The organism is Leucobacter sp. NPDC058333 (genome assembly GCF_042726155.1).
GTDB lineage: Bacteria > Actinomycetota > Actinomycetes > Actinomycetales > Microbacteriaceae > Leucobacter.
On sequence record NZ_JBHXHV010000001.1, the window covers coordinates 1,097,123 to 1,120,491 of the forward strand.

35 protein-coding genes are annotated in these 23,369 nt (G+C 63.3%); 34 read left to right on the forward strand and 1 reads right to left on the reverse strand.

Annotation, left to right across the window (positions count from 1 at the left end; translation table 11 throughout):
- The first annotated feature begins 122 nt into the window (after nucleotides 1–122).
- The 31 genes from ACFWHR_RS05125 to rplQ all read left to right on the forward strand — a co-directional run bounded on the left by ACFWHR_RS05125 (nucleotide 123) and on the right by rplQ (nucleotide 19,248).
- The gene (locus ACFWHR_RS05125; RefSeq protein WP_382447191.1) at nucleotides 123–1,922 is read left to right on the forward strand and encodes a polysaccharide biosynthesis protein; all 1,800 of its coding nucleotides are present in this window, start codon (nucleotides 123–125) and stop codon (nucleotides 1,920–1,922) included.
- Nucleotides 1,919–3,004, forward strand: a complete 1,086-nt coding sequence (locus ACFWHR_RS05130; protein WP_382447192.1) for a UDP-phosphate alpha-N-acetyl-D-fucosaminephosphotransferase — start codon at nucleotides 1,919–1,921, stop codon at nucleotides 3,002–3,004. The genes ACFWHR_RS05125 and ACFWHR_RS05130 overlap by 4 nt, the downstream gene beginning before the upstream one ends.
- A 593-nt stretch (nucleotides 3,005–3,597) precedes the next feature.
- Nucleotides 3,598–3,906 carry a 30S ribosomal protein S10 gene (gene rpsJ, locus ACFWHR_RS05135; RefSeq protein ID WP_010156393.1) on the forward strand — a complete coding sequence of 103 codons (309 nt, stop codon included), beginning with the start codon at nucleotides 3,598–3,600 and terminating at the stop codon, nucleotides 3,904–3,906.
- 13 nt (nucleotides 3,907–3,919) lie between these two features.
- The gene (gene rplC / locus ACFWHR_RS05140) at nucleotides 3,920–4,573 is read left to right on the forward strand and encodes a 50S ribosomal protein L3 (protein WP_382447193.1); all 654 of its coding nucleotides are present in this window, start codon (nucleotides 3,920–3,922) and stop codon (nucleotides 4,571–4,573) included.
- A 3-nt stretch (nucleotides 4,574–4,576) separates the two neighbouring features.
- The gene (gene rplD, locus ACFWHR_RS05145) at nucleotides 4,577–5,230 is read left to right on the forward strand and encodes a 50S ribosomal protein L4 (RefSeq protein ID WP_382447194.1); all 654 of its coding nucleotides are present in this window, start codon (nucleotides 4,577–4,579) and stop codon (nucleotides 5,228–5,230) included.
- Nucleotides 5,227–5,526: a 50S ribosomal protein L23 gene (rplW, locus tag ACFWHR_RS05150; RefSeq protein WP_382447195.1), complete on the forward strand. Its 300-nt coding sequence runs from the start codon at nucleotides 5,227–5,229 to the stop codon at nucleotides 5,524–5,526. Before rplD ends, rplW begins: the two co-directional genes overlap by 4 nt.
- Before the next feature lie 22 nt (nucleotides 5,527–5,548).
- Complete coding sequence (gene rplB / locus ACFWHR_RS05155; protein ID WP_382447196.1) at nucleotides 5,549–6,385, forward strand: 50S ribosomal protein L2; 837 nt, start codon at nucleotides 5,549–5,551, stop codon at nucleotides 6,383–6,385.
- Between the two features lie 24 nt (nucleotides 6,386–6,409).
- The gene (gene rpsS / locus ACFWHR_RS05160) at nucleotides 6,410–6,691 is read left to right on the forward strand and encodes a 30S ribosomal protein S19 (protein ID WP_382447197.1); all 282 of its coding nucleotides are present in this window, start codon (nucleotides 6,410–6,412) and stop codon (nucleotides 6,689–6,691) included.
- Nucleotides 6,692–6,716: 25 nt separating this feature from the next.
- On the forward strand, nucleotides 6,717–7,097 hold the full coding sequence (gene rplV / locus ACFWHR_RS05165; RefSeq protein WP_010156400.1) for a 50S ribosomal protein L22: 381 nt from the start codon (nucleotides 6,717–6,719) through the stop codon (nucleotides 7,095–7,097).
- Between the two features lie 2 nt (nucleotides 7,098–7,099).
- Nucleotides 7,100–7,858, forward strand: coding sequence for a 30S ribosomal protein S3 (gene rpsC, locus ACFWHR_RS05170; protein WP_382447198.1), 759 nt, complete (start codon nucleotides 7,100–7,102; stop codon nucleotides 7,856–7,858).
- Between the two features lie 2 nt (nucleotides 7,859–7,860).
- Nucleotides 7,861–8,280 (forward strand): 50S ribosomal protein L16, encoded by a 420-nt coding sequence (gene rplP / locus ACFWHR_RS05175; RefSeq protein WP_382447199.1) that lies wholly within the window; start codon nucleotides 7,861–7,863, stop codon nucleotides 8,278–8,280.
- Complete coding sequence (rpmC, locus tag ACFWHR_RS05180) at nucleotides 8,280–8,588, forward strand: 50S ribosomal protein L29 (RefSeq protein ID WP_382447200.1); 309 nt, start codon at nucleotides 8,280–8,282, stop codon at nucleotides 8,586–8,588. Before rplP ends, rpmC begins: the two co-directional genes overlap by 1 nt.
- Before the next feature lie 2 nt (nucleotides 8,589–8,590).
- Nucleotides 8,591–8,863: a 30S ribosomal protein S17 gene (rpsQ, locus tag ACFWHR_RS05185; protein ID WP_382447201.1), complete on the forward strand. Its 273-nt coding sequence runs from the start codon at nucleotides 8,591–8,593 to the stop codon at nucleotides 8,861–8,863.
- Between the two features lie 32 nt (nucleotides 8,864–8,895).
- Nucleotides 8,896–9,264, forward strand: coding sequence for a 50S ribosomal protein L14 (rplN, locus tag ACFWHR_RS05190; protein ID WP_382447202.1), 369 nt, complete (start codon nucleotides 8,896–8,898; stop codon nucleotides 9,262–9,264).
- A 4-nt stretch (nucleotides 9,265–9,268) separates the two neighbouring features.
- Nucleotides 9,269–9,634: a 50S ribosomal protein L24 gene (gene rplX / locus ACFWHR_RS05195; RefSeq protein ID WP_382447203.1), complete on the forward strand. Its 366-nt coding sequence runs from the start codon at nucleotides 9,269–9,271 to the stop codon at nucleotides 9,632–9,634.
- On the forward strand, nucleotides 9,631–10,200 hold the full coding sequence (rplE, locus tag ACFWHR_RS05200; RefSeq protein ID WP_382447204.1) for a 50S ribosomal protein L5: 570 nt from the start codon (nucleotides 9,631–9,633) through the stop codon (nucleotides 10,198–10,200). The genes rplX and rplE overlap by 4 nt, the downstream gene beginning before the upstream one ends.
- Before the next feature lie 118 nt (nucleotides 10,201–10,318).
- Nucleotides 10,319–10,717: a 30S ribosomal protein S8 gene (gene rpsH, locus ACFWHR_RS05205; RefSeq protein WP_336658874.1), complete on the forward strand. Its 399-nt coding sequence runs from the start codon at nucleotides 10,319–10,321 to the stop codon at nucleotides 10,715–10,717.
- A gap of 6 nt (nucleotides 10,718–10,723) precedes the next feature.
- Nucleotides 10,724–11,260: a 50S ribosomal protein L6 gene (gene rplF, locus ACFWHR_RS05210; protein WP_382447205.1), complete on the forward strand. Its 537-nt coding sequence runs from the start codon at nucleotides 10,724–10,726 to the stop codon at nucleotides 11,258–11,260.
- Nucleotides 11,261–11,263: 3 nt separating this feature from the next.
- Nucleotides 11,264–11,638, forward strand: a complete 375-nt coding sequence (gene rplR, locus ACFWHR_RS05215) for a 50S ribosomal protein L18 (RefSeq protein ID WP_382447206.1) — start codon at nucleotides 11,264–11,266, stop codon at nucleotides 11,636–11,638.
- The gene (rpsE, locus tag ACFWHR_RS05220) at nucleotides 11,635–12,345 is read left to right on the forward strand and encodes a 30S ribosomal protein S5 (protein ID WP_382447207.1); all 711 of its coding nucleotides are present in this window, start codon (nucleotides 11,635–11,637) and stop codon (nucleotides 12,343–12,345) included. The genes rplR and rpsE overlap by 4 nt, the downstream gene beginning before the upstream one ends.
- Nucleotides 12,345–12,533: a 50S ribosomal protein L30 gene (rpmD, locus tag ACFWHR_RS05225; RefSeq protein ID WP_382447208.1), complete on the forward strand. Its 189-nt coding sequence runs from the start codon at nucleotides 12,345–12,347 to the stop codon at nucleotides 12,531–12,533. Before rpsE ends, rpmD begins: the two co-directional genes overlap by 1 nt.
- On the forward strand, nucleotides 12,530–12,991 hold the full coding sequence (gene rplO / locus ACFWHR_RS05230) for a 50S ribosomal protein L15 (protein WP_382447209.1): 462 nt from the start codon (nucleotides 12,530–12,532) through the stop codon (nucleotides 12,989–12,991). The genes rpmD and rplO overlap by 4 nt, the downstream gene beginning before the upstream one ends.
- A 209-nt stretch (nucleotides 12,992–13,200) precedes the next feature.
- Nucleotides 13,201–14,526, forward strand: a complete 1,326-nt coding sequence (gene secY / locus ACFWHR_RS05235; RefSeq protein WP_382447210.1) for a preprotein translocase subunit SecY — start codon at nucleotides 13,201–13,203, stop codon at nucleotides 14,524–14,526.
- The gene (locus ACFWHR_RS05240; protein ID WP_382447211.1) at nucleotides 14,523–15,122 is read left to right on the forward strand and encodes an adenylate kinase; all 600 of its coding nucleotides are present in this window, start codon (nucleotides 14,523–14,525) and stop codon (nucleotides 15,120–15,122) included. Before secY ends, ACFWHR_RS05240 begins: the two co-directional genes overlap by 4 nt.
- 3 nt (nucleotides 15,123–15,125) lie before the next feature.
- Nucleotides 15,126–15,968: a type I methionyl aminopeptidase gene (map, locus tag ACFWHR_RS05245; protein ID WP_382447212.1), complete on the forward strand. Its 843-nt coding sequence runs from the start codon at nucleotides 15,126–15,128 to the stop codon at nucleotides 15,966–15,968.
- A gap of 195 nt (nucleotides 15,969–16,163) precedes the next feature.
- Nucleotides 16,164–16,385, forward strand: a complete 222-nt coding sequence (gene infA / locus ACFWHR_RS05250; protein ID WP_010156420.1) for a translation initiation factor IF-1 — start codon at nucleotides 16,164–16,166, stop codon at nucleotides 16,383–16,385.
- 69 nt (nucleotides 16,386–16,454) lie between these two features.
- On the forward strand, nucleotides 16,455–16,571 hold the full coding sequence (rpmJ, locus tag ACFWHR_RS05255; protein WP_017885303.1) for a 50S ribosomal protein L36: 117 nt from the start codon (nucleotides 16,455–16,457) through the stop codon (nucleotides 16,569–16,571).
- A 190-nt stretch (nucleotides 16,572–16,761) separates the two neighbouring features.
- Complete coding sequence (rpsM, locus tag ACFWHR_RS05260; RefSeq protein WP_382447213.1) at nucleotides 16,762–17,130, forward strand: 30S ribosomal protein S13; 369 nt, start codon at nucleotides 16,762–16,764, stop codon at nucleotides 17,128–17,130.
- A 47-nt stretch (nucleotides 17,131–17,177) separates the two neighbouring features.
- Complete coding sequence (gene rpsK, locus ACFWHR_RS05265; protein WP_010156423.1) at nucleotides 17,178–17,576, forward strand: 30S ribosomal protein S11; 399 nt, start codon at nucleotides 17,178–17,180, stop codon at nucleotides 17,574–17,576.
- A 139-nt stretch (nucleotides 17,577–17,715) separates the two neighbouring features.
- Complete coding sequence (locus ACFWHR_RS05270) at nucleotides 17,716–18,702, forward strand: DNA-directed RNA polymerase subunit alpha (protein ID WP_382447214.1); 987 nt, start codon at nucleotides 17,716–17,718, stop codon at nucleotides 18,700–18,702.
- A 45-nt stretch (nucleotides 18,703–18,747) separates the two neighbouring features.
- Nucleotides 18,748–19,248, forward strand: coding sequence for a 50S ribosomal protein L17 (rplQ, locus tag ACFWHR_RS05275; RefSeq protein ID WP_382447215.1), 501 nt, complete (start codon nucleotides 18,748–18,750; stop codon nucleotides 19,246–19,248).
- Between the two features lie 105 nt (nucleotides 19,249–19,353).
- Here rplQ and ACFWHR_RS05280 read toward each other — a convergent pair whose 3' ends face one another.
- Entirely contained in the window at nucleotides 19,354–21,234 is a 1,881-nt protein-coding gene (locus tag ACFWHR_RS05280; RefSeq protein WP_382447216.1) for an acyltransferase family protein, read from the reverse strand.
- Between the two features lie 106 nt (nucleotides 21,235–21,340).
- Here ACFWHR_RS05280 and truA point away from each other — a divergent pair, with 106 nt between their 5' ends.
- From truA to rpsI, 3 genes are all read left to right on the forward strand, one after another.
- On the forward strand, nucleotides 21,341–22,237 hold the full coding sequence (truA, locus tag ACFWHR_RS05285) for a tRNA pseudouridine(38-40) synthase TruA (protein ID WP_382447217.1): 897 nt from the start codon (nucleotides 21,341–21,343) through the stop codon (nucleotides 22,235–22,237).
- A gap of 172 nt (nucleotides 22,238–22,409) precedes the next feature.
- Nucleotides 22,410–22,856 (forward strand): 50S ribosomal protein L13, encoded by a 447-nt coding sequence (gene rplM, locus ACFWHR_RS05290; protein ID WP_382447218.1) that lies wholly within the window; start codon nucleotides 22,410–22,412, stop codon nucleotides 22,854–22,856.
- Nucleotides 22,857–22,889: 33 nt separating this feature from the next.
- Nucleotides 22,890–23,369: a 30S ribosomal protein S9 gene (gene rpsI, locus ACFWHR_RS05295; protein WP_382447219.1), complete on the forward strand. Its 480-nt coding sequence runs from the start codon at nucleotides 22,890–22,892 to the stop codon at nucleotides 23,367–23,369.

The window sequence follows — 23,369 nt, forward strand, 5'->3', positions numbered from 1 at the left end:
GGGTTCTCCCGTTTCCGGCCCGCATGCGCGCGGCCTCCGCTCACGCGCAGGGTCGTGGCGGTATTCTCGAAGCTGATTCACGCTCGATGTCACCAGACTCAGGCGAACCGGAGGGAGTCCACGTGCCGCAGACCGTCGCGGGCCGCATCGCCCATTTCATGCGACAGTATGGCGTGCTCTTCATCGCTGATGTGGCGGCTTGGGGTGTCGGCATTCTCGCGGCCCTCGTGTTGCGGTTCGACTTCAACCTGACGCGAATCCACTGGGGATGGACGCTCACCGTTATCGGCATGACCGCTCTGTTGCAGCTCATTGTCGGCTGGCTGTTTTGGCTGTACCGTAATCGATTCCAGGTCGGCAGCTTTGACGAGGTGCGTGTGCTCGTCATGGTTGTCACCGTGGTGATGATGGTCGCCTGGCTTCTCGCGTATTTGGTCGGCTACGGCAACGGCATCCCGCGAAGCACGCTGATCATTGCTGCGCCGATTACCTTCAGCTTGATGGGCGTCGCGAGATACGTCGTGCGCCTCTACAACGAACGACAGATGATGCCGGGCGCCGAGGCGGAGCGCACTCTGCTCTACGGAGCGGGCTACCTCGGTCTGCAGACGGCGAAACGGCTGCTCACGGACGCCAAGGGTGCCGTGCTGCCTGTCGGTTTCATCGACGACGACCCGACGAAGAGCCACCAGGAGGTGCGCGGTGTGCGCGTGCTCGGCGGCTTCGACGATCTCGCGGAGGTCGCGAGGCAGACTCGGGCTACGAAGCTCATTGTCTGCATCGGCGACGCTGACGCAGGTCTGATGCGCCGAGTCGACGAGGCTGCAAACCTCGCGGGGATGACAGCAATGGTGCTGCCGCCCCTCGACCAGATCTTGCGCAACGACTCAGTGATCTCCGACGTGCGTCAGCTCTCGATCGAGGATCTCATTGGACGCCATCCTGTGCGTCTCGAGACCGAGTCCATCGCGTCCTACCTGCAGGATCGTCGGGTGCTGGTGACGGGGGCCGGCGGATCGATCGGCTCCGAGCTCTGCCGTCAGCTTGCCCGCTTCGCCCCGCGCGAACTCATCATGCTCGACCGCGACGAGACCGCGCTCCAAGAGACGCAGATCTCGATCAGTGGACACGGTCTGCTCGACACGAACGACGTGGTGCTCGCCGACATTCGTGACGCCGGCACGCTCGAACGCCTGTTCCGTGAGCGTCGCCCCGAGGTTGTGTTCCACGCTGCCGCCCTGAAGCACCTGCCCATGCTCGAGCAGTATCCCGACGAGGCGTGGAAGACGAACGTGCTCGGGACGCTCAACGTGCTTCGCGCCGCTCAGGCCGCGGAAGTCAGTACCTTCGTCAACATCTCAACCGATAAGGCGGCGAATCCTACGAGCGTGCTCGGGCACTCCAAACGAGTCGCCGAGAAGCTCACGGCCTGGATGGCTGAGCGAACCGGGCAGCGATACCTCTCCGTGCGCTTCGGCAACGTCATCGGCAGCCGCGGATCAATGCTGCCGACCTTCCGAGCGCTCATCGAATCCGGTGGGCCGGTAACGGTCACGCACCCAAAGGTGACGCGATTCTTCATGACGATCCCAGAAGCCTGCCAGCTCGTGGTGCAGGCGGGCGGCATTGGGCGGCCCGGCGAAGTGCTGATCCTCGATATGGGAGAGCCCGTCAGCATTCTGGACGTGGCGAAGCGCATGATTGCGCAGTCGGGTCGCGATATCGACATCGTCTTCACCGGTCTGCGTCACGGTGAGAAGCTCCACGAAGAACTCGTCGGTGAGGGTGAGGGGGACGAGCGGCCGTTCCACCCCAAGATTTCGCACGCCCACGTCGACACCATTTCGCCGTCCGTGCTCGACCATGAGGGATGGGTTGCTCGCATGGACCTGACCGCCGAGGCAGAGGAGCGGGTGCAGTGAGCGCGATCGCCGCTGCTTGGCTTTCTGGCGGGATCGCGCTCGTCGCGAGCGTGGTACTGCCGTTCGCGGTGCGGCCCTTGCTCGTGAAGCTCGGCATCATGGATGTGCCAAATGAGCGCTCGTCGCACGAACGGCCGGTGCTGCGCGGGCTCGGGCTTGCCGTGCTCATCGCGATGGTGGTCGCGGGTGTCACGGCGGTGCTGCTCTTCGTGCTTACCCCGTTTGTGTTGCCCGGATGGCAGGTATTGCTCGTTGTTGTCGTCGGCTCGTTTTGCGCCGGGCTGCTCGGTCTCGCCGAAGACCTGCGCGGGCTGAGCGTCGGGGTGCGCAGCGCGCTCCTGCTGGCGATCGCACTCGGCGCAGCTGTGGCGTTGCTGCTGACCGTGCAGACCGGGGTGAACTATGTGCCGGCCGCGGGGACTGCGTCATTCGGTTGGCCGCAGGCGACGGCGCTGCCGCTCTGGGGCGCGATACTGCTTGCCGTCTACGCCGTGCTCTTCATTTCGAGCTACATCAACGTCGCGAATTTCATGGACGGGCTCAATGGCATCAGCGGCTTTCACGGTGTGATTGCCGGTCTGACGTTTGCGGCGGCGGGGGCGGCGTTGGGGATGCCCTGGTTGCTCGCAGCCGGGTTGATCCTAGCCGCGGGATTCGCGGGATTCTTGCCGTGGAACCTTACGAAGCCGGGCGCCTTCCTTGGCGACGTGGGTAGCTACCTGCTCGGCGGGGCCGTCGCCATCACAAGCTTCGCTGCGCTCGTCGCTGGAGTGCCACTGCTCGCAACGATCGGCCCAATGGTGATTTACTTCGGCGATGTCGCAGTGACGCTGGTGAAGCGCGTTCGCGCCGGGCACCGGTGGGACGAGCCGCACAAGGAGCACACCTACCAGCGCATCCAGCAACTCGGTTACTCGCACGTGCAGGCCTCCGGGCTCGCCGCGACGGCGACGTTGCTGACGTCAGCGCTGGGCTTGGGGTCACTCTTTACCGGGCTCGGCGGCACGATCGCGCTGTTCGCGGCGGGGCTCGTGGTGCTCGTCGGGTACCTGGCGCTGCCGAAGCTGCTGCCGCGCCGGTAGTGCGTGGTGGGCTCGGTGCTCGGTGCTCGCTGTGGGTTGCCCGGCGTTCTGCAAGTGATCCGCGTTCGGCAAGCCCGATTCGGTCAGCACGTACTTGCCCATCGCAGATAGCTTGCTGAACGCAGATCCCCAGCCCGCCGAAACCGGACTTTTTGTCGCCTCCAGATGACGTTTTCGTCGCCGTTGATGGGAGTTTTTGTCGCCTCCGGGAGGGGCGACGGGTGCACGCGCCGGGCGCGACACGCCCGGGTTGCATGGACGCAGCCCCCGTGCGAGAATAGACAGGTTCAGTACTCCGCGTTTGCGCGCGGATCACTGCCAGGCAGTGCATAATCGTCCCGTTCAGGGTTGCGGTTAGGCCGCGGGTAGCGAACAACTCCCGCACACATTTGGGCGGCCAGACTCAGTCCGGCCGCTTTCGTGCGCGCGGGGCCGCCTTGCCCGTCCATACGGAGCGAGCCGGTTTTGACAGGTGAACAGAGACCCAGCACGAAGCGTGAATAACGCTGAAGCCAGGGCGCTGGTACGTAAGACGTCCAATGCCGCGACCCGCAGGGGGAGCGGTACGACGCAAGTAGAAAGTAGAGAGTCACATGGCGGGACAGAAAATCCGCATCCGACTGAAGTCGTATGACCACGAGGTCATCGATAGCTCCGCACGCAAGATCGTCGACACGGTGACCCGCGCGGGTGCAACCGTGATCGGCCCCGTGCCGCTTCCGACGGAAAAGAATGTGATCGCAGTGATCCGTTCGCCCCACAAGTACAAGGACAGCCGCGAGCACTTCGAGAAGCGCACGCACAAGCGCCTGATCGACATCGTCGATCCCACCCCGAAGGCTGTCGATTCGCTCATGCGTCTCGACCTGCCTGCCGACGTCAATATCGAGATCAAGCTCTAAGGGGGGTCCGGACATGTCAGTAACACGTAACGTGAAGGGTCTTCTGGGCACCAAGCTCGGTATGACGCAGGTATGGGACGAGAACGGCAATGTCGTTCCCGTTACCGTTATCGAGGTGGCGCCGAACGTTGTCACCCAGATCCGCACCGCAGAGGTCGACGGCTACAGCGCCGTGCAGATCGCCGCAGGTCAGATCGATCCCCGCAAGGTCAACAAGCCGACCGCGGGTCACTTTGAGAAGGCCGGCGTTACGCCGCGCCGCCACCTCACCGAGGTTCGCACCTCCGATGCGTCGGAGTATGCACTCGGCCAGGAGCTCACCGTGGACGCCACCTTCGAGGCCGGTCAGCTGATCGACGTCGTTGGTACCTCCAAGGGCAAGGGCTTCGCCGGTGCAATGAAGCGTCACAACTTCTCCGGTGTTGGTGCATCTCACGGTGCACACCGTAACCACCGTAAGCCCGGCTCGATCGGCGGCGCCGCGACTCCCGGTCGCGTCTTCAAGGGTCAGCGTATGCCGGGTCGCATGGGTGGCGAGCGCGTCACCGTGCAGAACCTCACCGTGCAGGCTGTTGACGCCGAGAAGGGCCTCATCCTCGTTAAGGGTGCAGTTCCCGGTGCGCGCGGTCGTCTCGTATTCGTTCGCAACGCAGTGAAGGGGGCGTAGTTCATGGCTACCGCTACCAAGCTCGAGGTGTTCGACGCTCAGGGCAAGAAGGCCGGGTCGGTTGACCTTCCCGAGACCATCTTCGGTGTCGACCCCAACATCCCGCTGATCCACCAGGTGGTCACCGCTCAGCTCGCAGCTGCGCGTCAGGGCACGCACAAGACCAAGAACCGCGGAGAAGTTTCCGGTTCGGGTGTCAAGCCGTTCAAGCAGAAGGGCACCGGCCGCGCTCGTCAGGGTTCGGTTCGTGCTCCTGAGCACCGCGGCGGCGGCGTCGTCCACGGCCCCGTGCCGCGCGACTACTCGCAGCGCACCCCCAAGAAGATGATCGCTGCTGCGCTTCGCGGCCTGCTTTCGGATCGCGCCCGCGCGAACCGCCTGCATGTTGTCGAGACGTTCGGCATCGCCGATAAGCCCAGCACCAAGGCCGCACGCGATTTCCTCGTGTCGGTTGCTCCGGGCAAGCGCGTGCTCGTGGTCATCACCCGTGAGGACGAGCTGACGGCGCTTAGCGTCCGCAACCTGGCACACGTTCACGTGCTGTTCCAGGATCAGCTCAACGCCTACGACGTGGTCGTCAGCGACGATCTCGTCTTCACCAAGGCCGCCTTCGACGCGTTCGTCGATGGCCGTGCCGCTCAGGAGGACACGAAGTGAGCTTGAACAAGTCCGCACACGACGTCATCATCCGCCCGATCGTCTCGGAGAAGAGCTACGGTCTCATCGACGCCAACGGCCAGTACACCTTCGAGGTGGCGCCGGAGTCGAACAAGACCGAGATCAAGCTCGCTGTCGAAGAGGTCTTCAATGTGAAGGTCGCTAAGGTCCGCACGCTGACCCGCAAGGGGAAGTCCCGCCGCACGAAGTTCGGCTTGGGCAAGCGCAAGGACACCAAGCGTGCCATTGTCACCCTGAAGTCGGGCTCCATCGACATCTTCACGGCTGCGCTGTAGAAGGGGCGAAGAGGAACACATCATGGCAATTCGCAAGTACAAGCCGACGACCCCGGGTCGTCGCGGCTCAAGCGTTGCTGATTTCGCTGAAATCACCCGCTCGACGCCTGAGAAGTCGCTGCTCCGCCCGCTCCCCAAGACCGGCGGCCGCAACAACCAGGGCCGGATCACCACCCGTCACATCGGTGGTGGCCACAAGCGCCAGTACCGCGTCATCGACTTCCGTCGTCATGACAAGGACGGCGTGGATGCCAAGGTCGCGCACATCGAGTACGACCCCAACCGCACCGCGCGCATTGCGCTGCTGCACTTTGTGGACGGCACGAAGCGCTACATCATCGCGCCGAACAAGTTGAAGCAGGGCGATGTCGTCGAGTCGGGTTCCGGCGCAGACATCAAGCCAGGCAACAACCTGCCGCTGAAGAACATCCCGACCGGTACGGTCATCCACGCGATCGAGCTGAAGCCGGGTGGGGGAGCGAAGCTCGCTCGTTCCGCTGGCGCTTCCGTTCGCCTCGTGGCAAAGGATGGCCCCTACGCGCAGCTGCGTCTCCCCTCGGGTGAGATCCGCAACGTCGACGCGCGCTGCCGCGCGACGATCGGCGAGGTCGGCAACGCCGAGCAGTCGAACATCAACTGGGGTAAGGCCGGCCGTATGCGCTGGAAGGGCGTCCGCCCGACCGTGCGTGGTGTCGTCATGAACCCGGTGGATCACCCCCACGGTGGTGGCGAAGGCCGCACCTCGGGTGGTCGTCACCCGGTTAGCCCCTGGGGCCAGAAGGAAGGCCGTACGCGCCATCCGAACAAGGAAAGCGACAAGCTCATCGTGCGTCGCCGCAACGCTGGCAAGAAGCGTTAGTCGACAGGTAGGAGAGAGTAGAAGATGCCTCGTAGTCTTAAGAAAGGCCCCTTCGTCGATAACCACCTGTTGAACAAGGTGGTTGTCCAGAACGAAGCTGGCTCCAAGAACGTGATCAAGACCTGGTCGCGCCGCTCGATGATCATCCCCGCAATGCTGGGACACACCATCGCGGTGCACGACGGTCGGAAGCACATCCCCGTGTTCGTCACGGAGACCATGGTCGGTCACAAGCTGGGCGAGTTTGCGCCCACTCGTACCTTCCGTGGACACGTGAAGGACGACAAGAAGGGCCGTCGCCGCTAAGCGGTGACGTGAAGGAGGAAGAGAAATGGTGGAGTCGATCGCACGCGTGCGTCATATCCGCATCACCCCCCAGAAGGCCCGTCGTGTCATTGACCTGGTCCGTGGGAAGAACGCTCAGGAGGCACTCGCCATCCTGAAGTTCGCCCCGCAGGCCGCAGCGGAGCCGATTTTCAAGCTCGTCGCCTCGGCGATCGCGAATGCGCGCGTCAAGGCCGACAAGGAGAACCTGCGTCTCAACGAGGACGAGCTCGTCGTTGCTCGTGCGTTCGTGGACGAGGGCGCAACGCTGAAGCGTTTCCGCCCCCGTGCTCAGGGCCGCGCATTCCGTATCAACAAGCGCACCAGCCACATCACTATCGTGCTGCAGACGGCTGATGAGCTCGCCGCCGTGAAGAAGGGAGCCTAGGTATGGGCCAGAAGATTCATCCCTATGGCTTCCGCCTCGGGATCACCACCGATCACGTATCGCGTTGGTTCTCGGACTCGACCAAGGTCGGCCAGCGTTACGCTGACTACCTTGCCGAGGACATCAAGATCCGTCAGCACCTGACGAAGCAGCTCGACCGCGCGGGCGTGTCCCGCGTCGAGATCGAGCGCACCCGTGACCGTGTTCGCGTGGACATCCACTCGGCACGTCCCGGTATCGTCATCGGTCGCCGTGGCGCAGAGGCTGAGCGCATCCGCGCTGACCTCGAGAAGCTCACCGGCAAGCAGATCCAGCTGAACATCCTCGAGGTCAAGAACCCCGAGGCTGACGCTCAGCTCGTTGCACAGGGCATTGCCGAGCAGCTCGCTGCTCGCGTGGCGTTCCGTCGTGCGATGCGCAAGGGTCTGCAGGGCGCTCAGCGCGCCGGCGCCAAGGGCATCCGTATCCAGGTCTCCGGCCGCCTTGGCGGCGCCGAGATGAGCCGTTCGGAGTTCTACCGCGAAGGCCGCGTGCCGCTGCACACGCTCCGCGCGAACATCGACTACGGCTTCTACGAGGCGAAGACCACCTTCGGCCGTATCGGCGTGAAGGTCTGGATTTACAAGGGTGACCTCACCAACAAGGAACTCGCTCGCGAGCAGGCGGCCCAGAAGCCGTCGCGCGACCGCGGCGACCGCCGTCGTGCGCCCCGTGGCGCACAGGCTGAGGCTGCACCCGCTGCAGCAGGAGCGGAGAAGTAAGCATGCTGATTCCCCGTCGAGTCAAGTACCGCAAGCAGCACCACCCGAGCCGTACCGGCATGTCCAAGGGTGGCAACGAGATCGCGTTCGGTGATTTCGGTATCCAGGCACTGACCCCCGCTTACGTGACGAACCGTCAGATCGAGTCCGCTCGTATCGCGATGACCCGTCACATCAAGCGCGGTGGCAAGGTGTGGATCAACATCTACCCCGATCGTCCCCTCACCAAGAAGCCTGCGGAAACCCGCATGGGTTCCGGTAAGGGCTCGCCCGAGTGGTGGGTTGCCAATGTCAAGCCGGGCCGCGTCCTCTTTGAGGTCGCCGGTGTCGATGAGGAGCTCGCACGCGAGGCGCTCACCCGCGCCATCCACAAGCTGCCCCTCAAGGCCCGCATTATCAAGCGCGAGGAGGGCGACGCGTAATGGCGATCGGTACCAAAGAACTAGCCATCACCGAACTCGATACGTTCGAGAACGAGCGACTGGCTGAGGAACTGAAGAAGGCAAAGGGCGAGCTCTTTAACCTTCGTTTCCAGTCGGCCACCGGCCAGCTGGAAAGCCACGGCCGCGTCCGTCAGGTGAAGCGCGACATCGCTCGCATTTACACCGTGCTGCGTGAGCGCGAGCTCGGCATTCGTGCCACCCCCGCTGCCGCTGCGCCCGCAAAGGCGAAGAAGAGCAGCAAGAAGACCGAGCAGGCGGATGCCGCCGCTGAGACGAAGGAGGCCTAACTATGGCTGAGGTCGAGAAGGAACAGCGCGGCTACCGTAAGGCTCGCCGCGGCTATGTCGTCAGCGACAAGATGGAAAAGACCATCGTCGTTGAGGTCGAGGATCGCGTGAAGCACCCGCTCTACGGCAAGGTGCTGCGTCGTTCGTCGAAGGTGAAGGCCCACGACGAGCAGAACACGGCTGGCATCGGCGATCTCGTGCTCATCCACGAGACCCGGCCGCTGAGCGCTACCAAGCGCTGGCGTCTGGTCGAGGTCCTCGAGAAGGCGAAGTAAGCCCTCGGGCTTACTCAGTGAAGGAGTATTAAGTGATTCAGCAGGAATCCCGACTGAAGGTTGCCGATAACAGCGGCGCCAAGCAGTTGCTCACGATCCGTGTCCTCGGTGGCTCGAAGCGTCGTTACGCCGGTCTCGGTGACACGATCGTCGCGACCGTCAAGGACGCGATCCCCGGTGGCAACGTCAAGAAGGGCGATGTGGTCAAGGCCGTTATCGTTCGTACGCGCAAGTCGACCCGTCGTGCTGACGGTTCGTACATTGCGTTTGACGAGAATGCCGCCGTTATCCTCAAGGCCGACGGGGAGCCCCGCGGCACCCGCATCTTCGGGCCGGTCGGACGTGAACTCCGCGACAAGCGGTTCATGAAGATCGTCTCGCTCGCACCGGAGGTGATCTAGTCCTATGGGCGCAAAGATCAAGAAGGGTGACCTCGTCGAGGTCATCTCTGGCCCGTCGCAGGAACGTGGCGGCTACAAGGGCAAGCAGGGTCGAGTAATCGAGGTCCTGTCTGACAGCGATCGCATCGTGGTTGAGGGCGTTAACTTCGTCACCAAGCACGTGCGCGTCGGCCAGTCAGACCGTGGCACCCGCGAGGGTGGCATCGAGACCGTCGAGGCCCCGATCCATGTTTCGAACGTCGCTGTTGTCGATCCCGAGACGAAGAAGCCGACTCGCATCGGTTTCCGCGTCGAGGAAGTCGAGAAGAACGGCAAGAAGAAGACTGTTCGCGTGCGTTACGCGAAGAAGTCCGGGAAGGATCTCGCATGACCGAGACTGCAGCGACCACCGCTCAGCCCCGCCTGAAGCAGAAGTACCGCTCTGAGATCGTTCCGCAGCTGCGCGAAGAGTTCAGCTACGCCAACATCATGCAGGTTCCCGGCGTCGTAAAGGTCGTCGTGAACACCGGTGTCGGCGAGGCGGCTCGTGACAGCAAGGTGATTGAGGGCGCAATTGCTGACCTCATCAAGATCACCGGCCAGAAGCCGATGGTCACCAAGGCCCGCAAGTCCATCGCGCAGTTCAAGCTGCGCGAGGGCCAGGCCATTGGTGCTCACGTCACGCTTCGTGGCGACCGTGCGTGGGAATTCCTCGACCGGTTGGTCAACCTGGCGCTGCCCCGTATTCGCGATTTCCGCGGCCTTTCGCCGCGTCAGTTCGACGGAAACGGCAACTACACCTTCGGTTTGACCGAGCAGAGTGTGTTCCACGAGATCGATCAGGATAAGATTGATCGCGTGCGTGGGTTCGACATCACTGTCGTGACCACCGCAAAGAACGATGACGAGGGTCGTGCGCTGCTTCGCGCGCTCGGTTTCCCCTTCAAGTCGGAATAACTGAATAGTCCAAACGGCACGGGTGCCCGGGATTTCCCGGGCACCCAATCCGTGTGTCACCCAGGTCGTCCGCCGGTGTACCGGCGTATGAAACCAGGCGAAAACGAAAGAGTCACTTATGACGATGACTGACCCGGTAGCAGACATGCTCACCCGGCTGCGCAACGCAAACTCTGCGCATCATGACGACGTTTCGCTCCCCGGCTCAAAGCTGAAGGAGCGGATCGCTGAGATCCTCAAGCGTGAAGGCTACATCCAGGACTGGAAGGTCGAACCGGCTCGCGTCGGCACGACCATCACCATGTCGCTGAAGTACGGCCCGAACCGTGAGCGTTCCATTGAGGGCATCAAGCGGGTTTCCAAGCCCGGCCTTCGCGTGTACGCGGGCTCGACCGAGATCCCGAGCGTGCTCGGCGGACTCGGCATTGCGATCCTGTCCACCTCCTCGGGTCTGTTGACCGACCGCGAGGCTGAGCAGAAGGGCGTTGGCGGGGAAGTCCTCGCTTACGTGTGGTAACCCGTCATGTCACGTATTGGTAAGCTTCCCATCACCGTTCCCGGTGGTGTAGATGTCAAGATCGACGGCCAGAAGGTCACGGTCAAGGGCTCGAAGGGCGAGCTGACGCTCGTCGTCGCAGAGCCCATCCGCGTAGCTCTCGAAGACGGACAGGTGCTCGTCACCCGTCCGAACGACGAGCGCGACTCGCGAGCGCTGCACGGCCTGAGCCGCACGCTCATCAACAACAACATCATCGGTGTCACCGAGGGCTACACGAAGCAGCTCGAGGTCGTCGGCACCGGTTACCGTGTGCAGCAGAAGGGTACCGGCCTTGAGCTGGCGCTCGGCTTCTCGCACCCGGTCAACGTGGACGCTCCGGCGGGCATCACGCTCGCAGTCGAGGGCAACACGAAGATCACCGTCAGCGGGATCTCGAAGCAGGCTGTCGGCGAAGCCGCAGCCAATATCCGCAAGCTGAAGAAGCCGGAGCCCTACAAGGGCAAGGGCATTCGCTACGCGGGCGAGGTCGTCCGTCGCAAGGCAGGAAAGGCTGGTAAGTAACCCATGGCCGCTTCAATTACTCGGGCTAAGGGTCGGACGGCTGCACGCGTCCGCCGCCACACCCGCCTGCGCAAGAAGATCGTCGGCACGGAGGTTCGCCCCCGTCTCGTCGTCAACCGCTCGTCACGCCACGTCTTCGTACAGGTCGTTGACGACTCGAAGGGTGTCACCCTCGCGTCGGCTTCAACCATGGAAGCCGATTTGCGTTCGTTCGACGGTGACAAGACCGCCAAGGCTCGTAAGGTCGGCGAACTCGTCGCCGAGCGTGCGAAGAGTGCCGGCATCGACGCGGTCGTGTTCGACCGTGGCGGTAGCAAGTACGCCGGTCGTGTCGCTGCGATCGCCGATGGCGCTCGCGAAGGGGGGCTGACCCTGTGAGCAACGAAACGAAGGAGCAGCAAGTGTCTGCAGAGGCCCAGTCTGAGACGACGGCCACGCAGGCCGCTCCGGCTCAGGATCACCGTAACGAGCCGCGCGAACAGCGTCGCGGGAGCCGCGATCGCGGTACCCGTAACGAGCGTGGCGGTCGCGACCGCAACGAGAGCCAGTTCCTCGAGCGCGTCGTTACTATCAACCGCGTATCGAAGGTCGTCAAGGGCGGCCGTCGCTTCAGCTTCACCGCGCTCGTCGTGGTGGGTGACGGCAACGGCACCGTTGGCGTCGGCTACGGCAAGGCGAAGGAGGTGCCTCTCGCCATCGCAAAGGGTGTCGAAGAGGCCAAGAAGAACTTCTTCCGCGTTCCCCGCGTCGGCAGCACCATCCCGCACCCCGTGCAGGGCGAGGCCGCAGCCGGCGTCGTGCTCTTGCGTCCGGCAGCAGCTGGTACCGGTGTTATCGCCGGTGGCCCGGTGCGCGCCGTCCTCGAGTGCGCTGGCATCCACGACGTGCTGAGCAAGTCGCTCGGCTCGTCGAACACCCTGAACATCGTGCATGCGACCGTTGAGGCGCTGCAGCAGCTCGAGGAGCCCCGCTCCGTCGCAGCTCGCCGCGGTCTCGACTTCGACCGCGTCGCTCCTGCTCGCATTGTGCGCGCAGAAGCGAAGGCCGCGGCCGACGCTGCCGCGAAGGCAAAGGCAGGTGCGTAATGGCTAAGAGCTTGAAGGTTACGCAGACGAAGTCCGTCATCAGTGAGAAGCAGAACCAGCGCGATACGCTGCGCAGCTTGGGCCTCAAGAAGATTGGCCAGTCGGTCATTCGTGAGGACACCCAGGCTAACCGCGGTTACATTCGTGCGGTTGCTCACCTGGTAGTGGTTGAGGAGATCGACGCATGAGCGAGAACAACGAGGAGCGTGAGTCGGTGCTGAAGGCGCACCACCTCCGTCCGGCTCCCGGTGCCAAGAAGGCCAAGACCCGCGTGGGTCGTGGCGAGGCATCGAAGGGCAAGACCGCTGGCCGCGGTACCAAGGGCACCAAGGCTCGGTACCAGGTCAAGGTCGGCTTTGAGGGTGGGCAGATGCCGCTGCACATGCGCACCCCGAAGCTCCGCGGGTTCAAGAACCCGTTCCGCACCGAGTACCAGGTGGTGAACGTCGCGAAGCTCGCAGAGCTCTACCCCAAGGGTGGCGACGTCACCGTCGAGGATCTCGTGGCCAAGGGTGCCGTCCGCAAGAACCAGCCCGTCAAGGTGCTGGGCGACGGCGACCTCCAGGTCAAGCTCTCCGTGCAGGTCGACAAGGTCTCCAGCTCAGCTGAGCAGAAGATCGTCGCCGCTGGTGGAGCAGTGAAGTAACGGTCCACTCGGGCCAGTAGTATCTCGGGTTCTCCCGAGCGGCGGGGGATCGGCGGGAGCGACACACGTGTCGTTCCCGCCCACCCTCGCTCTTGTGTTTTCACCGTCATTCATGACGATGGCTCAGTCTTACGGCACCGCCGTGTAGGCTGGAGCAATTGGTTCTCGTCGGTAGGCGAAGCCCCTTACGACGTTCCAGGAGGCAGATTTTGTTCAGCGCCATCGGACGGATCTTCCGGACACCCGATTTGCGGCGGAAGATTGTCTTCACGCTCGCAATCGTGTCGTTGTTCCGGCTCGGGTCATTCATCCCCGCACCGTTTGTTGACTTCAACAACGTGCAAGCGTGCCTCGTGGCGAATCAGAACCAGGGCAGCTCGGGTCTGTACGACATGATCAACCTGTTCAGCGGCGGCGCCCTGCTGCAGCTCTCGATCTTCGCGCTCGGCATCATGCCCTACATCACGGCGTCGATCATCACGCAGCTGTTGCGCGTCGTGATCCCGCACTTCGAGATGCTCCACAAGGAGGGCCAGGCGGGCCAGGCCAAGCTCACGCAGTACACGCGTTACCTGACCATCGCGCTTGCGATCCTGCAGTCGACGACGCTGATCACGGTCGCGCGCTCGGGTCAGCTCTTCGGTGCCGCTGCGAACCAGGCGTGCCAGAACCTCGTATCGCAGGAATGGTGGGCCGTGCTCATCATGATCATCACGATGACCGCCGGCACCGGCCTCATCATGTGGTTCGGTGAGCTCATCACCGAGCGCGGCATCGGGAACGGTATGTCGCTGCTGATCTTTACCTCGATTGCTGCGACGTTCCCCGGCGCAATGTGGATCATCAAGGAGTCGCGCGGCTGGGAAGTCTTCTTCATAGTGTTGGGCGTCGGCCTGCTCGTCGTCGCCGCGGTCGTGTTCGTCGAGCAATCGCAACGACGCATCCCCGTGCAGTACGCGAAACGCGTTGTCGGGCGGCGCACCTACGGCGGAAGCAGCACCTACATCCCGATCAAGGTCAACATGGCCGGCGTGATCCCCGTGATTTTCGCATCGGCGATCCTCTACCTGCCGATGCTGATCACGCAGTTCAACCAGCCTCAGATCGGTGAAGATCCGAAGCCCTGGGTGGTCTGGATTCAGAACAACCTGGTGTACGGCGATCAGCCGTTCTACATGCTCGTATTCTTCTTGCTCGTTATCGGTTTCACGTTCTTCTACGTGCAGATCACCTTCAACCCTGAAGAGGTCTCCGACAACATGAAGCAGTACGGCGGCTTCATCCCCGGCATTCGTGCCGGTCGGCCGACGGCTGAGTACCTCAACTATGTGCTGACGCGCATCACCAGCGCAGGTTCCCTGTATCTCGGCGTCATCGCGCTGTTGCCGCTCGTTGCCCTCTCGTTCTTCGGAGCGAATCAGAACTTCCCGTTCGGCGGTGCTTCGATCCTCATCATCGTGGGCGTAGGCCTCGAAACCGTGAAGCAGATCGACGCGCAGTTGCAGCAGCGCCACTACGAAGGACTTCTCAAGTGACAGAACCCACGACGGCGCGACTGCTCATCATTGGCCCTCCCGGAGCTGGAAAAGGTACGCAGGCCGGTCTGATCGCTGAGCGATATGGCGTCCCGGCTATCTCGACCGGGGATATTTTCCGCGCGAACATCAAAGGTGGCACCGAGCTGGGTAAGCAGGTGCAGACGATCATTGAGCAGGGGGAACTGGTTCCCGACGAGCTCACGAATGAAATCGTTGCCGACCGTCTCTCGCAGGCGGATGCTGCAGCGGGATTCTTGCTCGATGGCTACCCTCGCACCGTCGACCAGGTGCACGCGCTCGATGCGATGCTGGGCGGTTCGTCGCTCGACGCCGTTGTGCTGCTCGAGGCAGACGCAGACGAGGTCGTTAACCGGCTTCTGAAGCGCGCAGCGCTCGAGGGTCGCGCCGATGACACAGAAGAAGTGATCCGTCACCGTCAAGACGTGTACTCGGCACAGACGGCGCCACTCATCGATCTCTTCTCGAAGCGTGGCATTCTCGTCTCTGTTGACGGGCTCGGCACCGTGGACGAGGTTGCAGATCGTATCGCGTCCGGTCTTTCGGCGCAGCTGGGCGCCAAAGTCGGTCAGTAGCTGATGGCGCGCAGAGGGTTGTTGCGGCGCTCGATCTACAAGTCGCCAGCGCAGCTGCGGCTGATGCTCGAACCGGGTCTCGCGACCGGCGCGGCGCTCGACGCGATGCGCGCTGTCGTGGGCGCGGGAGTTACGACGCTCGAACTCGACGCCATCGCGGAGCAAGCGATCCGCGCACTGGGCGGCGCCCCCAACTTCATGCTGGAGCCGGGCTACCGCCACACGATCTGCGCGAACGTAAATGAGCACGTCGTGCACGCAATTCCGACCGATCGCGCACTCGTCCCGGGCGATATCGTCGCTCTCGATGCGGGGGCCGTCGTCAATGGATGGCACGGTGACGCCGCGTTCACCGCCGTCATTCCGGACCACGCATACGTCGAACGCACCGCCGCGAATCAGCGTCTCAGCGAAGTGACGGAGCAAGCGATGTGGCGCGGTATCGCGCGGCTTGCCACCGCGTCTCATCTGAACGAGGTGGGCGAGGCCGTTTCGGCCTACGTGCGCGCGAACAGCGACTATGGCGTGCTTGAGGATTACATCGGCCACGGCATCGGTCGCAGTATGCATGAGGATCCGCCGGTGTTTAACGTGCCGACGCGAAAGCGCGGTCCAGAGGTGAAGCCCGGTCTGGTCGTCGCCATTGAACCGATTATCTCGGCTGGTGGGATCGACACGGTCGTTGAGGACGACGATTGGACCGTTACGATCGCCGACGGTTCGATGAGCGCGCAGTGGGAGCACACCGTTGCGGTGCACGACCGTGGTATCTGGGTGCTCACTGCCGCTGACGGGGGAGCCAGCGGACTCGAGCCCCTCGGCATCCGTCCGGTCCCGTTCAGCTAATTGAGACCCGATACCGCAGTACTCAGTGGCGCGACACTCGGCGAGCTTTACAAAAGCCGACACGCCGAGTACTCTTGATCTTTGGTGCTTTGCGCCTGTTTTTGCGTTCGTTCCGGCAGCTGTCGGCAGGCGTTCGGAGACGCAGATGCGAGGCATTCGCATGACCAGTACACCTACGCAAGCGATAGTGAGGCTATGGCGAAGAAAGACGGCGTCATCGAGATCGAGGGACACATTGTCGAGGCTCTGCCTAACGCCATGTTCCGCGTCGAGTTGACCAATGGACACAAAGTGCTCGCTCACATCTCAGGAAAGATGCGCCAGCACTACATCCGCATTCTCCCCGAGGACCGCGTGATTGTGGAGCTGACGCCCTACGATCTGACCCGCGGCCGCATCGTCTACCGCTACAAGTAGGTCGCTGGGAAGTAACGACTCGCGGCATTCCGCGAGTACGAGGACAGCGAAATACACGAAGGAAGCATCATGAAGGTCAAGCCCAGCGTCAAGCCGATCTGCGATCACTGCAAGGTCATCCGCCGCCACGGCCGCGTCATGGTGATCTGCAAGAGCAACCCGCGCCACAAGCAGCGCCAGGGCTAAGCCCCTGTCGCCGCTGCTCGTTCCGGCTTCGCCGAGACGAGCAGGCAACGGCTCGTGCAGAACACACAATTCAATATCTGATCCAGCGCATCGAAGAACCCGGCAAACTTTTTGGCGGGGGACACCTCGGGCCGGAGGCCCGAACCCCCGATGCGCACCACACCTCCACTATCCGCAAGGAGAGCCAACAATGGCACGTCTCGCAGGAGTAGATATCCCACGCGATAAGCGCGTTGAGATTGCACTCACTTACATCTATGGCGTCGGTCGCACCAGCGCACTGAAGACCCTCGCCGACACCAGCATCGACGGCAACATCCGCGTCAAGGATCTTTCCGATGAGCAGCTGGTCGCGCTTCGCGATTACATTGAAGGCAACTTCAAGGTTGAGGGCGATCTCCGCCGCGAGGTTGCAGCCGACATCCGCCGCAAGGTGGAGACCGGCAGCTACCAGGGCATTCGCCACCGTAAGGGCCTGCCTGTGCACGGTCAGCGCACCAAGACGAACGCTCGTACCCGCAAGGGCCCGAAGCGCACCGTCGCCGGCAAGAAGAAGTAACGCCGGTCCGTTAGACCTACACACAGAGCTTTTCAGGAGAATACTCAATGGCTGCACCAAAGACCGCGGCTCGCAAGCCGCGTCGCAAGGATAAGAAGAACGTCGCTGTGGGCCAGGCCCACATCAAGTCGACGTTCAACAACACGATCGTCTCGATCACTGACACCACCGGTGCTGTGATCAGCTGGGCTTCTTCAGGTGGCGTCGGCTTCAAGGGTTCGCGTAAGTCGACCCCGTTCGCCGCGCAGCTCGCCGCAGAGTCGGCAGCTCGCAAGGCGCAGGAGCACGGCATGAAGAAGGTCGACATCTTCGTCAAGGGACCGGGCTCGGGCCGCGAAACCGCGATCCGCTCGCTGCAGGCCGCTGGCCTCGAGGTGGGTTCGATCAACGACGTTACGCCGCAGACGCACAACGGTTGCCGTCCGCCGAAGCGTCGTCGCGTCTGAACCTATGGCTTCGCCGGCTCCGGTCGGCGAAGCTGGCAGCCTTCGGCTGCTGTTAGGCATTCAACGCATAGTTCTAGACCTTCAACATCCCGATACCGCATGAGTCATATAGCGGACTCCAGCGAAAGGATCACACACCGTGCTGATTGCACAGCGACCCACTCTGACTGAAGAATCGATCTCCGAGTTCCGTTCGCGTTTCGCCATCGAGCCGCTTGAGCCCGGCTTCGGCTACACGCTCGGCAACTCGCTGCGTCGTACCCTGCTCTCCTCGATCCCCGGCGCCGCTGTTACTAGCGTTCGCTTCGAGGGCGTCGCTCACGAGTTCACGACCATTCAGGGCGTGACCGAGGACGTCACCGAGATCATTCTCAACATCAAGGACCTCGTCGTCTCAAGCGAGCACGACGAGCCCATCACCGCCTACCTGCGCAAGACTGGCGCTGGCGAGGTTACAGCAGCCGACATCTCCGCTCCGGCGGGCGTCGAGGTGCACAACCCCGAGCTCGTGATTGCAACGCTCGGCGATTCGGCTCAGTTCGAACTCGAGCTGACCATCGAGCGTGGCCGCGGCTACGTTTCCGCAGCGCAGAACCGTAACGAGGACGCAGAGGTTGGCCGTATTCCGGTCGACTCGATCTACTCGCCGGTGCTCAAGGTCACCTACCGCGTCGAAGCGACGCGTGCCGGTGAGCGCACTGACTTCGACCGCCTCGTGGTCGATGTCGAGTCGAAGCCCGCAATCACGCCGCGCGACGCGATCGCGTCGGCTGGTTCGACGCTGGTCGAGCTCTTCGGGCTCGCTCGCGAGTTGAACACTGCCGCTGAAGGCGTCGAGATCGGCCCCGCGCCGGTCGAGGTTGTCGCTGAAGGCGAACTGTCGATCCCGATCGAAGATCTGGATCTCTCGGTGCGCAGCTACAACTGCCTCAAGCGCGAGGGCATTAACACGGTGAGCGAGCTCGTAGCGCTCTCCGAGGCGCAGCTGATGAACATCCGCAACTTCGGTCAGAAGTCCGTATTCGAGGTGCGCGACAAGCTCACCGAGATGGGCCTCTCGCTCAAGGATGCAGTGCCCGGATTCGACGGCGCACAGTTCTACAGCTACGAAGACGACAACAACTAACGGCCTGGCATCGTTCGCCCGACCGCACACCTTCTGGAGTAAATAATGCCCAAGCCCAACAAGGGCCCCCGCCTTGGAGGCGGCCCCGCACACGAGCGTCTGATGCTGAACCAGATGGCTTCGCAGCTGTTCGAGCACAAGCGCATCCAGACCACGGAGACCAAGGCTAAGCGCCTGCAGCCCGTGGCCGAGCGCCTTGTGACCTTCGCAAAGCGTGGCGATCTGCACTCGCGTCGTCGCGTCATGCGCCAGGTCCTCGACAAGTCAGTGGTTCACGAGCTCTTCACTGAGATCGCACCCCTGGTTGAGAACCGCGATGGCGGCTACACCCGCATCGTCAAGACCGGTTTCCGTAAGGGCGACCGTGCTCCTCTCGCAGTGATCGAGCTCGTGCTCGAGCCCGTGTCGCCGAAGGTCAAGGCTGCAAAGCCGAAGGCTGAAGAGACTGCTGCTCCCGTCGAAGAGGCACCCGAGGCTCCGGCCGAGGAGACCACCGAGGCAGCTGCTGAGACCACCGAGGCACCCGCCGAGGAAAAGGCCGAGTAACACTCGCCAGGTTCTGCCAAAAGCCCCCGCCGCGCATTCCGCGGCGGGGGCTTTTGCGTTGTCGCGGGCCGGCGTAGGCGGGTGAGCTGTGAGCTGGTTGCTTCGTTAGCGGCGTGGGACTGTGAAGCCGATTCCCTCGCCGGGCTTCTTCAGGGCGTCGAGCGCGTGCTGAACGCTGTCCGCATAGAGTTCGCCGCCGCTCGGGTTGGGATGGATACCATCGCCAGCGAGCGCGGAGTCCGGGGCAGCAGAAATTGATCCGTTCCAATCTGCGACGACGACACCACGGTGCGCATCGGCGTACGCCGTGAGCGTGTCGTTCACGCCGGGAATCCAATCGCGATCGGCGTGTGCGTTCACGAGCACGAGCGGACGGCCGTCGGCAGCGGTGCGCAGTTCGTCAAGCTCTTCGTGCTGCACGGGGCCGTTTGTGCCGAGCCCCACGACGAGCACGGGCCGGAGTTTGTTGCTGCCCTTCAGCTCAGCAGTGAGGTCGATTCCGACACCTAGTCCGCGCGACACCTCGGCGTCGATGGTGATGCCGGGGAACCGCTCTTCCAGTTCGGGAAGGCTCGCCAGCATGACGGAATCACCGATTGCTGTGACCTCGTCGCCCTGGAAGGTGAGTTGCTTCGTGTCGCGTTCGGTGCTCTGGCGCTCAGGCTGCTTGGCGTCCTCTGTGGTCTGTGATGCGCCACTGTCACGCGCAGCCTCACCGCGAGCCACGGCCTCAGCTCCCGTGCTGAGAACCGGCGCGGTCACTACTGCGAAAACGGTGGCCGGGAGGGTGATCACGAGCGTCGCTCCGAGCGCAATGACGGTGATGCTGAGGCGCGGCGTCCACCGTGCTGGCCGAGTCACCTGGCGCAGTGCGCGACGAAGTCCCAAGCGTCGCACCGGCGTCTCGATGTACCGATACGACAGTGCGGCGACCCCGAGCGTCACGAGCAGAGTGATAACGCCGCCCGCCACGGTCGCGACACCGGCGGTCTTGCCGAGGACGGCCGAGACGATGAGCAGCAGCGGCCAGTGCCACAGGTAGATGCCGTACGAGCGTTCGCCCAGCCATCGCAGCGGGGCCACGTCGAGGGCTGTTCCGATCCATGCTCCGGGCCGGGTGACCGACCAAATCAGGGCGAGCGCGGCCACCGTGGCCAACTGGAAACCCCACGCGAAGCTCGCGGGGCTCGCTTCCGGGAGGGTTGCAGCCAGCCAGCCGAGCACTCCGAGTCCGGTAGTGGCAACCGCCGCGAGCCCGAGCTGTGCGGCGAGGCTCGGGTGCGAGCGTGGTGAGCCATCCGTGGCGCGCGGCGTCACGAGCATGGCTAGAGCCGCCCCGAAACTCAGCCCAAAGGTGTGCGTGTCAGAACCAAAATAGACGCGCGTTGCGTCGGTGCCAGACGCCGCCAATACGGCCATGAGGATAGCGGATGTCGCGCCGAGCGCGATGAATGGCAACGCCCGCGGCAGCCGACCGCGCAAACGGAAAATTACGAGTAGCAGTAGCGGCAGCACGATGTAGAACTGCTCTTCGATGGCGAGCGACCACGTATTTCGAAACAGCTCGGGTGTATCAAATGCGAAGTAGTCTGCGCCGCCCGCGATAGAGGTCCAGTTGCTCACGAACAGCGCGGCTCCCGCGAGCTGCCTACCGATACCGACGAGCAGATCACGATCGACCAAAAGTGCGAGCGATGTCGACACGGTCAGCACGAGCACGAGAGCCGGGAGCAAGCGCCGCGCGCGTCGGCGCCAAAACGCACCCAGCGCAAGGTGTCCCGTGTGACGATGCTCGTGTAAGAGCAGTGTGGTGATGAGAAAACCGCTGATCGCGAAGAACACGTCAACGCCGAGGTATCCGCCGGGAAGTGAGCCGGGGAAGAGGTGGTAACACAGCACCATCCCGACTGCGATCGCCCGGAGCCCGTCGAGCCCCCCGAGGCGTTCTGCGCGAGGGAGCGGGCTGGGTGCGGGAGGCTGAGTCATAGGAAGTAGTGGCGTGAGGCCGTCGAAGCCCCGGCTATCCAGTGTACGTGCCGGTCTACGCTTTGTCGGGTGTGCTCGAGTCTGAGCGGTCTGGCAAGATCGAATCATGGATCCAACCCCGCCGTCCACGCGCTTGCGCTTCGATCTTGCCTATGACGGCACGGATTTCTCGGGGTGGGCGGCGCAGCCGGGATTGCGGACGGTTCAGGGTGAGCTGGAAGCTGCAATCGGCACGCTGCTTCGGATTGGGGCGGAGGACACCGTTCGCCTGACAGTCGGCGGACGCACTGACGCGGGGGTACACGCGCGTGGCCAGGTCGCGCATCTCGACGTGACCGAGCAGCAGCTCGCCCAGTGGGCTTCTCAACGGCGTCCGGGCGACCCGCCCCCAGCGGAATGCGAACTCGCTCGCGTTCGCGCGAGAAAGTTGACCGGCCTCGTGGCTCGGACGGCTCCGGACATCGTCGTGCGTTCCGTTCGGCGGGCGTCCCCGGAATTCGATGCCCGGTTCGCAGCGCTTCGCCGACGCTATGAATACCGTCTGATCGGTGAAGGGATGCGCAAGGACCCCCTGACGGCGCGGTTCACTGCCGAGGTACCGCGCGCCCTTGATTTTGATGCTATGCAGCGCGCGGCCGACGAACTGCTCGGACTGAACGACTTCACGACATTCTGCAAAGCGCGAGAGGGGGCGACCGCGGTTCGCAATCTGCTGCGCTTCGAGTGGCGCCGCACAGATGACGGCGCGTACGCAGCGCGCGTCGAGGCCGATGCCTTCTGTCACTCGATGGTGCGGGCGATGATCGGTGCGGTGGTGGCCGTCGGTAGTGGGCGGATCGCGCACGATGAGCTGGTGGCGCTGCGCGATGCGCGATCCCGAACCAGCAAGTTCACCGTCATGCCCGCGCACGGGCTCTCACTTGAAGAAATTGCGTATCCCGATGACAGCGAGTTGGCTGCGCGAGCCGAAGCGACTCGGGCACGACGCACGCCACTGGCGTAGAGAGGGCGGGCCAGATCCGCGCGAGGTACCGAGCTTGGCTGTGCTAGAGTTGATCTTTGGTGCGAAAGCATCCGATTTGTTGAGCCCTCCAGCCGCGCGCGCACCCCTTGCGGGACCACGCACCGGAGCGGGATTCACGAACTCCTCCAATTCGACAGAAAGCAGCACTCTAGTGACTCGCACGTATTCACCGAAGGCAGCCGAGCAGAAGCACGACTGGCTCATTATCGACGCCACCGACGTGGTGCTCGGCCGTCTGGCTTCGCACGCGGCAGCTCTGCTCCGCGGCAAGCACAAGGCGACGTTCGCCCCGCACATGGACATGGGCGACTACGTCATCATCATCAACTCCGACAAGGTAGTGCTGACCGGTAATAAGGCCGACAAGAAGCGCGCCTACCGTCACTCGGGCTACCCGGGCGGCCTGCGTTCGGTCAACTACACCGAGCTGCTCGGCAAGAACTCCGATCGCGCAGTTGAGAAGGCCATCCGTGGCATGCTCCCGAAGAACTCGCTCGGTGCAGATCTGTTCCGCAAGCTGAAGGTGTACAAGGGTGCCGAGCACCCGCACGCTGCTCAGCAGCCCACCCCCTACACCTTCGGCCAGGTCGCGCAGTAATCGCGCCCCGAGACCTCAGAGAGAGAATTCACAGTGACTGAAGAGCAGACCGTGGCCACCGAGAGCTACACCACCGAGACGCCGGCCGGCCAGGCCACCGTCGCAGCCCCGCGCCCCGCGCTCACCGTTCCCGGTGGCGCAGTGGGTCGCCGCAAGCAGGCAATTGCCCGCGTGCGCCTCGTTCCCGGTTCGGGCAAGTTCACGGTAAACGGACGCGAGTTCGCCGAGTACTTCCCGAACAAGCTGCACCAGCAGCTCATCACCGATCCGTTCACCGTGCTCGAGCTCGGTGGCTCGTACGACATCGTTGCCCGCATTGTCGGCGGCGGCCCCTCGGGCCAGGCCGGCGCACTGCGTCTCGCGATCGCTCGTACGCTCAACGAGATTGACGAAGAGCACAACCGTGCAACCCTGAAGAAGGCCGGCTTCCTGAGCCGCGACGCTCGTATCAAGGAGCGCAAGAAGGCCGGTCTCAAGAAGGCCCGCAAGGCGCCGCAGTACTCGAAGCGCTAA

Bases quoted from the DNA above. Each gene is read 5' to 3' on its own strand.
- rpsJ (WP_010156393.1), top strand. From the start codon at position 3,598: ATGGCGGGACAGAAAATCCGCATCCGACTGAAGTCGTATGACCACGAG.
- rplC (WP_382447193.1), top strand. From the start codon at position 3,920: ATGTCAGTAACACGTAACGTGAAGGGTCTTCTGGGCACCAAGCTCGGT.
- rplD (WP_382447194.1), top strand. From the start codon at position 4,577: ATGGCTACCGCTACCAAGCTCGAGGTGTTCGACGCTCAGGGCAAGAAG.
- rplB (WP_382447196.1), top strand. From the start codon at position 5,549: ATGGCAATTCGCAAGTACAAGCCGACGACCCCGGGTCGTCGCGGCTCA.
- rpsS (WP_382447197.1), top strand. From the start codon at position 6,410: ATGCCTCGTAGTCTTAAGAAAGGCCCCTTCGTCGATAACCACCTGTTG.
- rplV (WP_010156400.1), top strand. From the start codon at position 6,717: ATGGTGGAGTCGATCGCACGCGTGCGTCATATCCGCATCACCCCCCAG.
- rpsC (WP_382447198.1), top strand. From the start codon at position 7,100: ATGGGCCAGAAGATTCATCCCTATGGCTTCCGCCTCGGGATCACCACC.
- rplP (WP_382447199.1), top strand. From the start codon at position 7,861: ATGCTGATTCCCCGTCGAGTCAAGTACCGCAAGCAGCACCACCCGAGC.
- rpmC (WP_382447200.1), top strand. From the start codon at position 8,280: ATGGCGATCGGTACCAAAGAACTAGCCATCACCGAACTCGATACGTTC.
- rpsQ (WP_382447201.1), top strand. From the start codon at position 8,591: ATGGCTGAGGTCGAGAAGGAACAGCGCGGCTACCGTAAGGCTCGCCGC.
- rplX (WP_382447203.1), top strand. From the start codon at position 9,269: ATGGGCGCAAAGATCAAGAAGGGTGACCTCGTCGAGGTCATCTCTGGC.
- rplE (WP_382447204.1), top strand. From the start codon at position 9,631: ATGACCGAGACTGCAGCGACCACCGCTCAGCCCCGCCTGAAGCAGAAG.
- rpsH (WP_336658874.1), top strand. From the start codon at position 10,319: ATGACGATGACTGACCCGGTAGCAGACATGCTCACCCGGCTGCGCAAC.
- rplF (WP_382447205.1), top strand. From the start codon at position 10,724: ATGTCACGTATTGGTAAGCTTCCCATCACCGTTCCCGGTGGTGTAGAT.
- rplR (WP_382447206.1), top strand. From the start codon at position 11,264: ATGGCCGCTTCAATTACTCGGGCTAAGGGTCGGACGGCTGCACGCGTC.
- rpmD (WP_382447208.1), top strand. From the start codon at position 12,345: ATGGCTAAGAGCTTGAAGGTTACGCAGACGAAGTCCGTCATCAGTGAG.
- rplO (WP_382447209.1), top strand. From the start codon at position 12,530: ATGAGCGAGAACAACGAGGAGCGTGAGTCGGTGCTGAAGGCGCACCAC.
- map (WP_382447212.1), top strand. From the start codon at position 15,126: ATGGCGCGCAGAGGGTTGTTGCGGCGCTCGATCTACAAGTCGCCAGCG.
- infA (WP_010156420.1), top strand. From the start codon at position 16,164: ATGGCGAAGAAAGACGGCGTCATCGAGATCGAGGGACACATTGTCGAG.
- rpmJ (WP_017885303.1), top strand. From the start codon at position 16,455: ATGAAGGTCAAGCCCAGCGTCAAGCCGATCTGCGATCACTGCAAGGTC.
- rpsM (WP_382447213.1), top strand. From the start codon at position 16,762: ATGGCACGTCTCGCAGGAGTAGATATCCCACGCGATAAGCGCGTTGAG.
- rpsK (WP_010156423.1), top strand. From the start codon at position 17,178: ATGGCTGCACCAAAGACCGCGGCTCGCAAGCCGCGTCGCAAGGATAAG.
- rplQ (WP_382447215.1), top strand. From the start codon at position 18,748: ATGCCCAAGCCCAACAAGGGCCCCCGCCTTGGAGGCGGCCCCGCACAC.
- ACFWHR_RS05280 (WP_382447216.1), bottom strand. From the start codon at position 21,234: ATGACTCAGCCTCCCGCACCCAGCCCGCTCCCTCGCGCAGAACGCCTC.
- truA (WP_382447217.1), top strand. From the start codon at position 21,341: ATGGATCCAACCCCGCCGTCCACGCGCTTGCGCTTCGATCTTGCCTAT.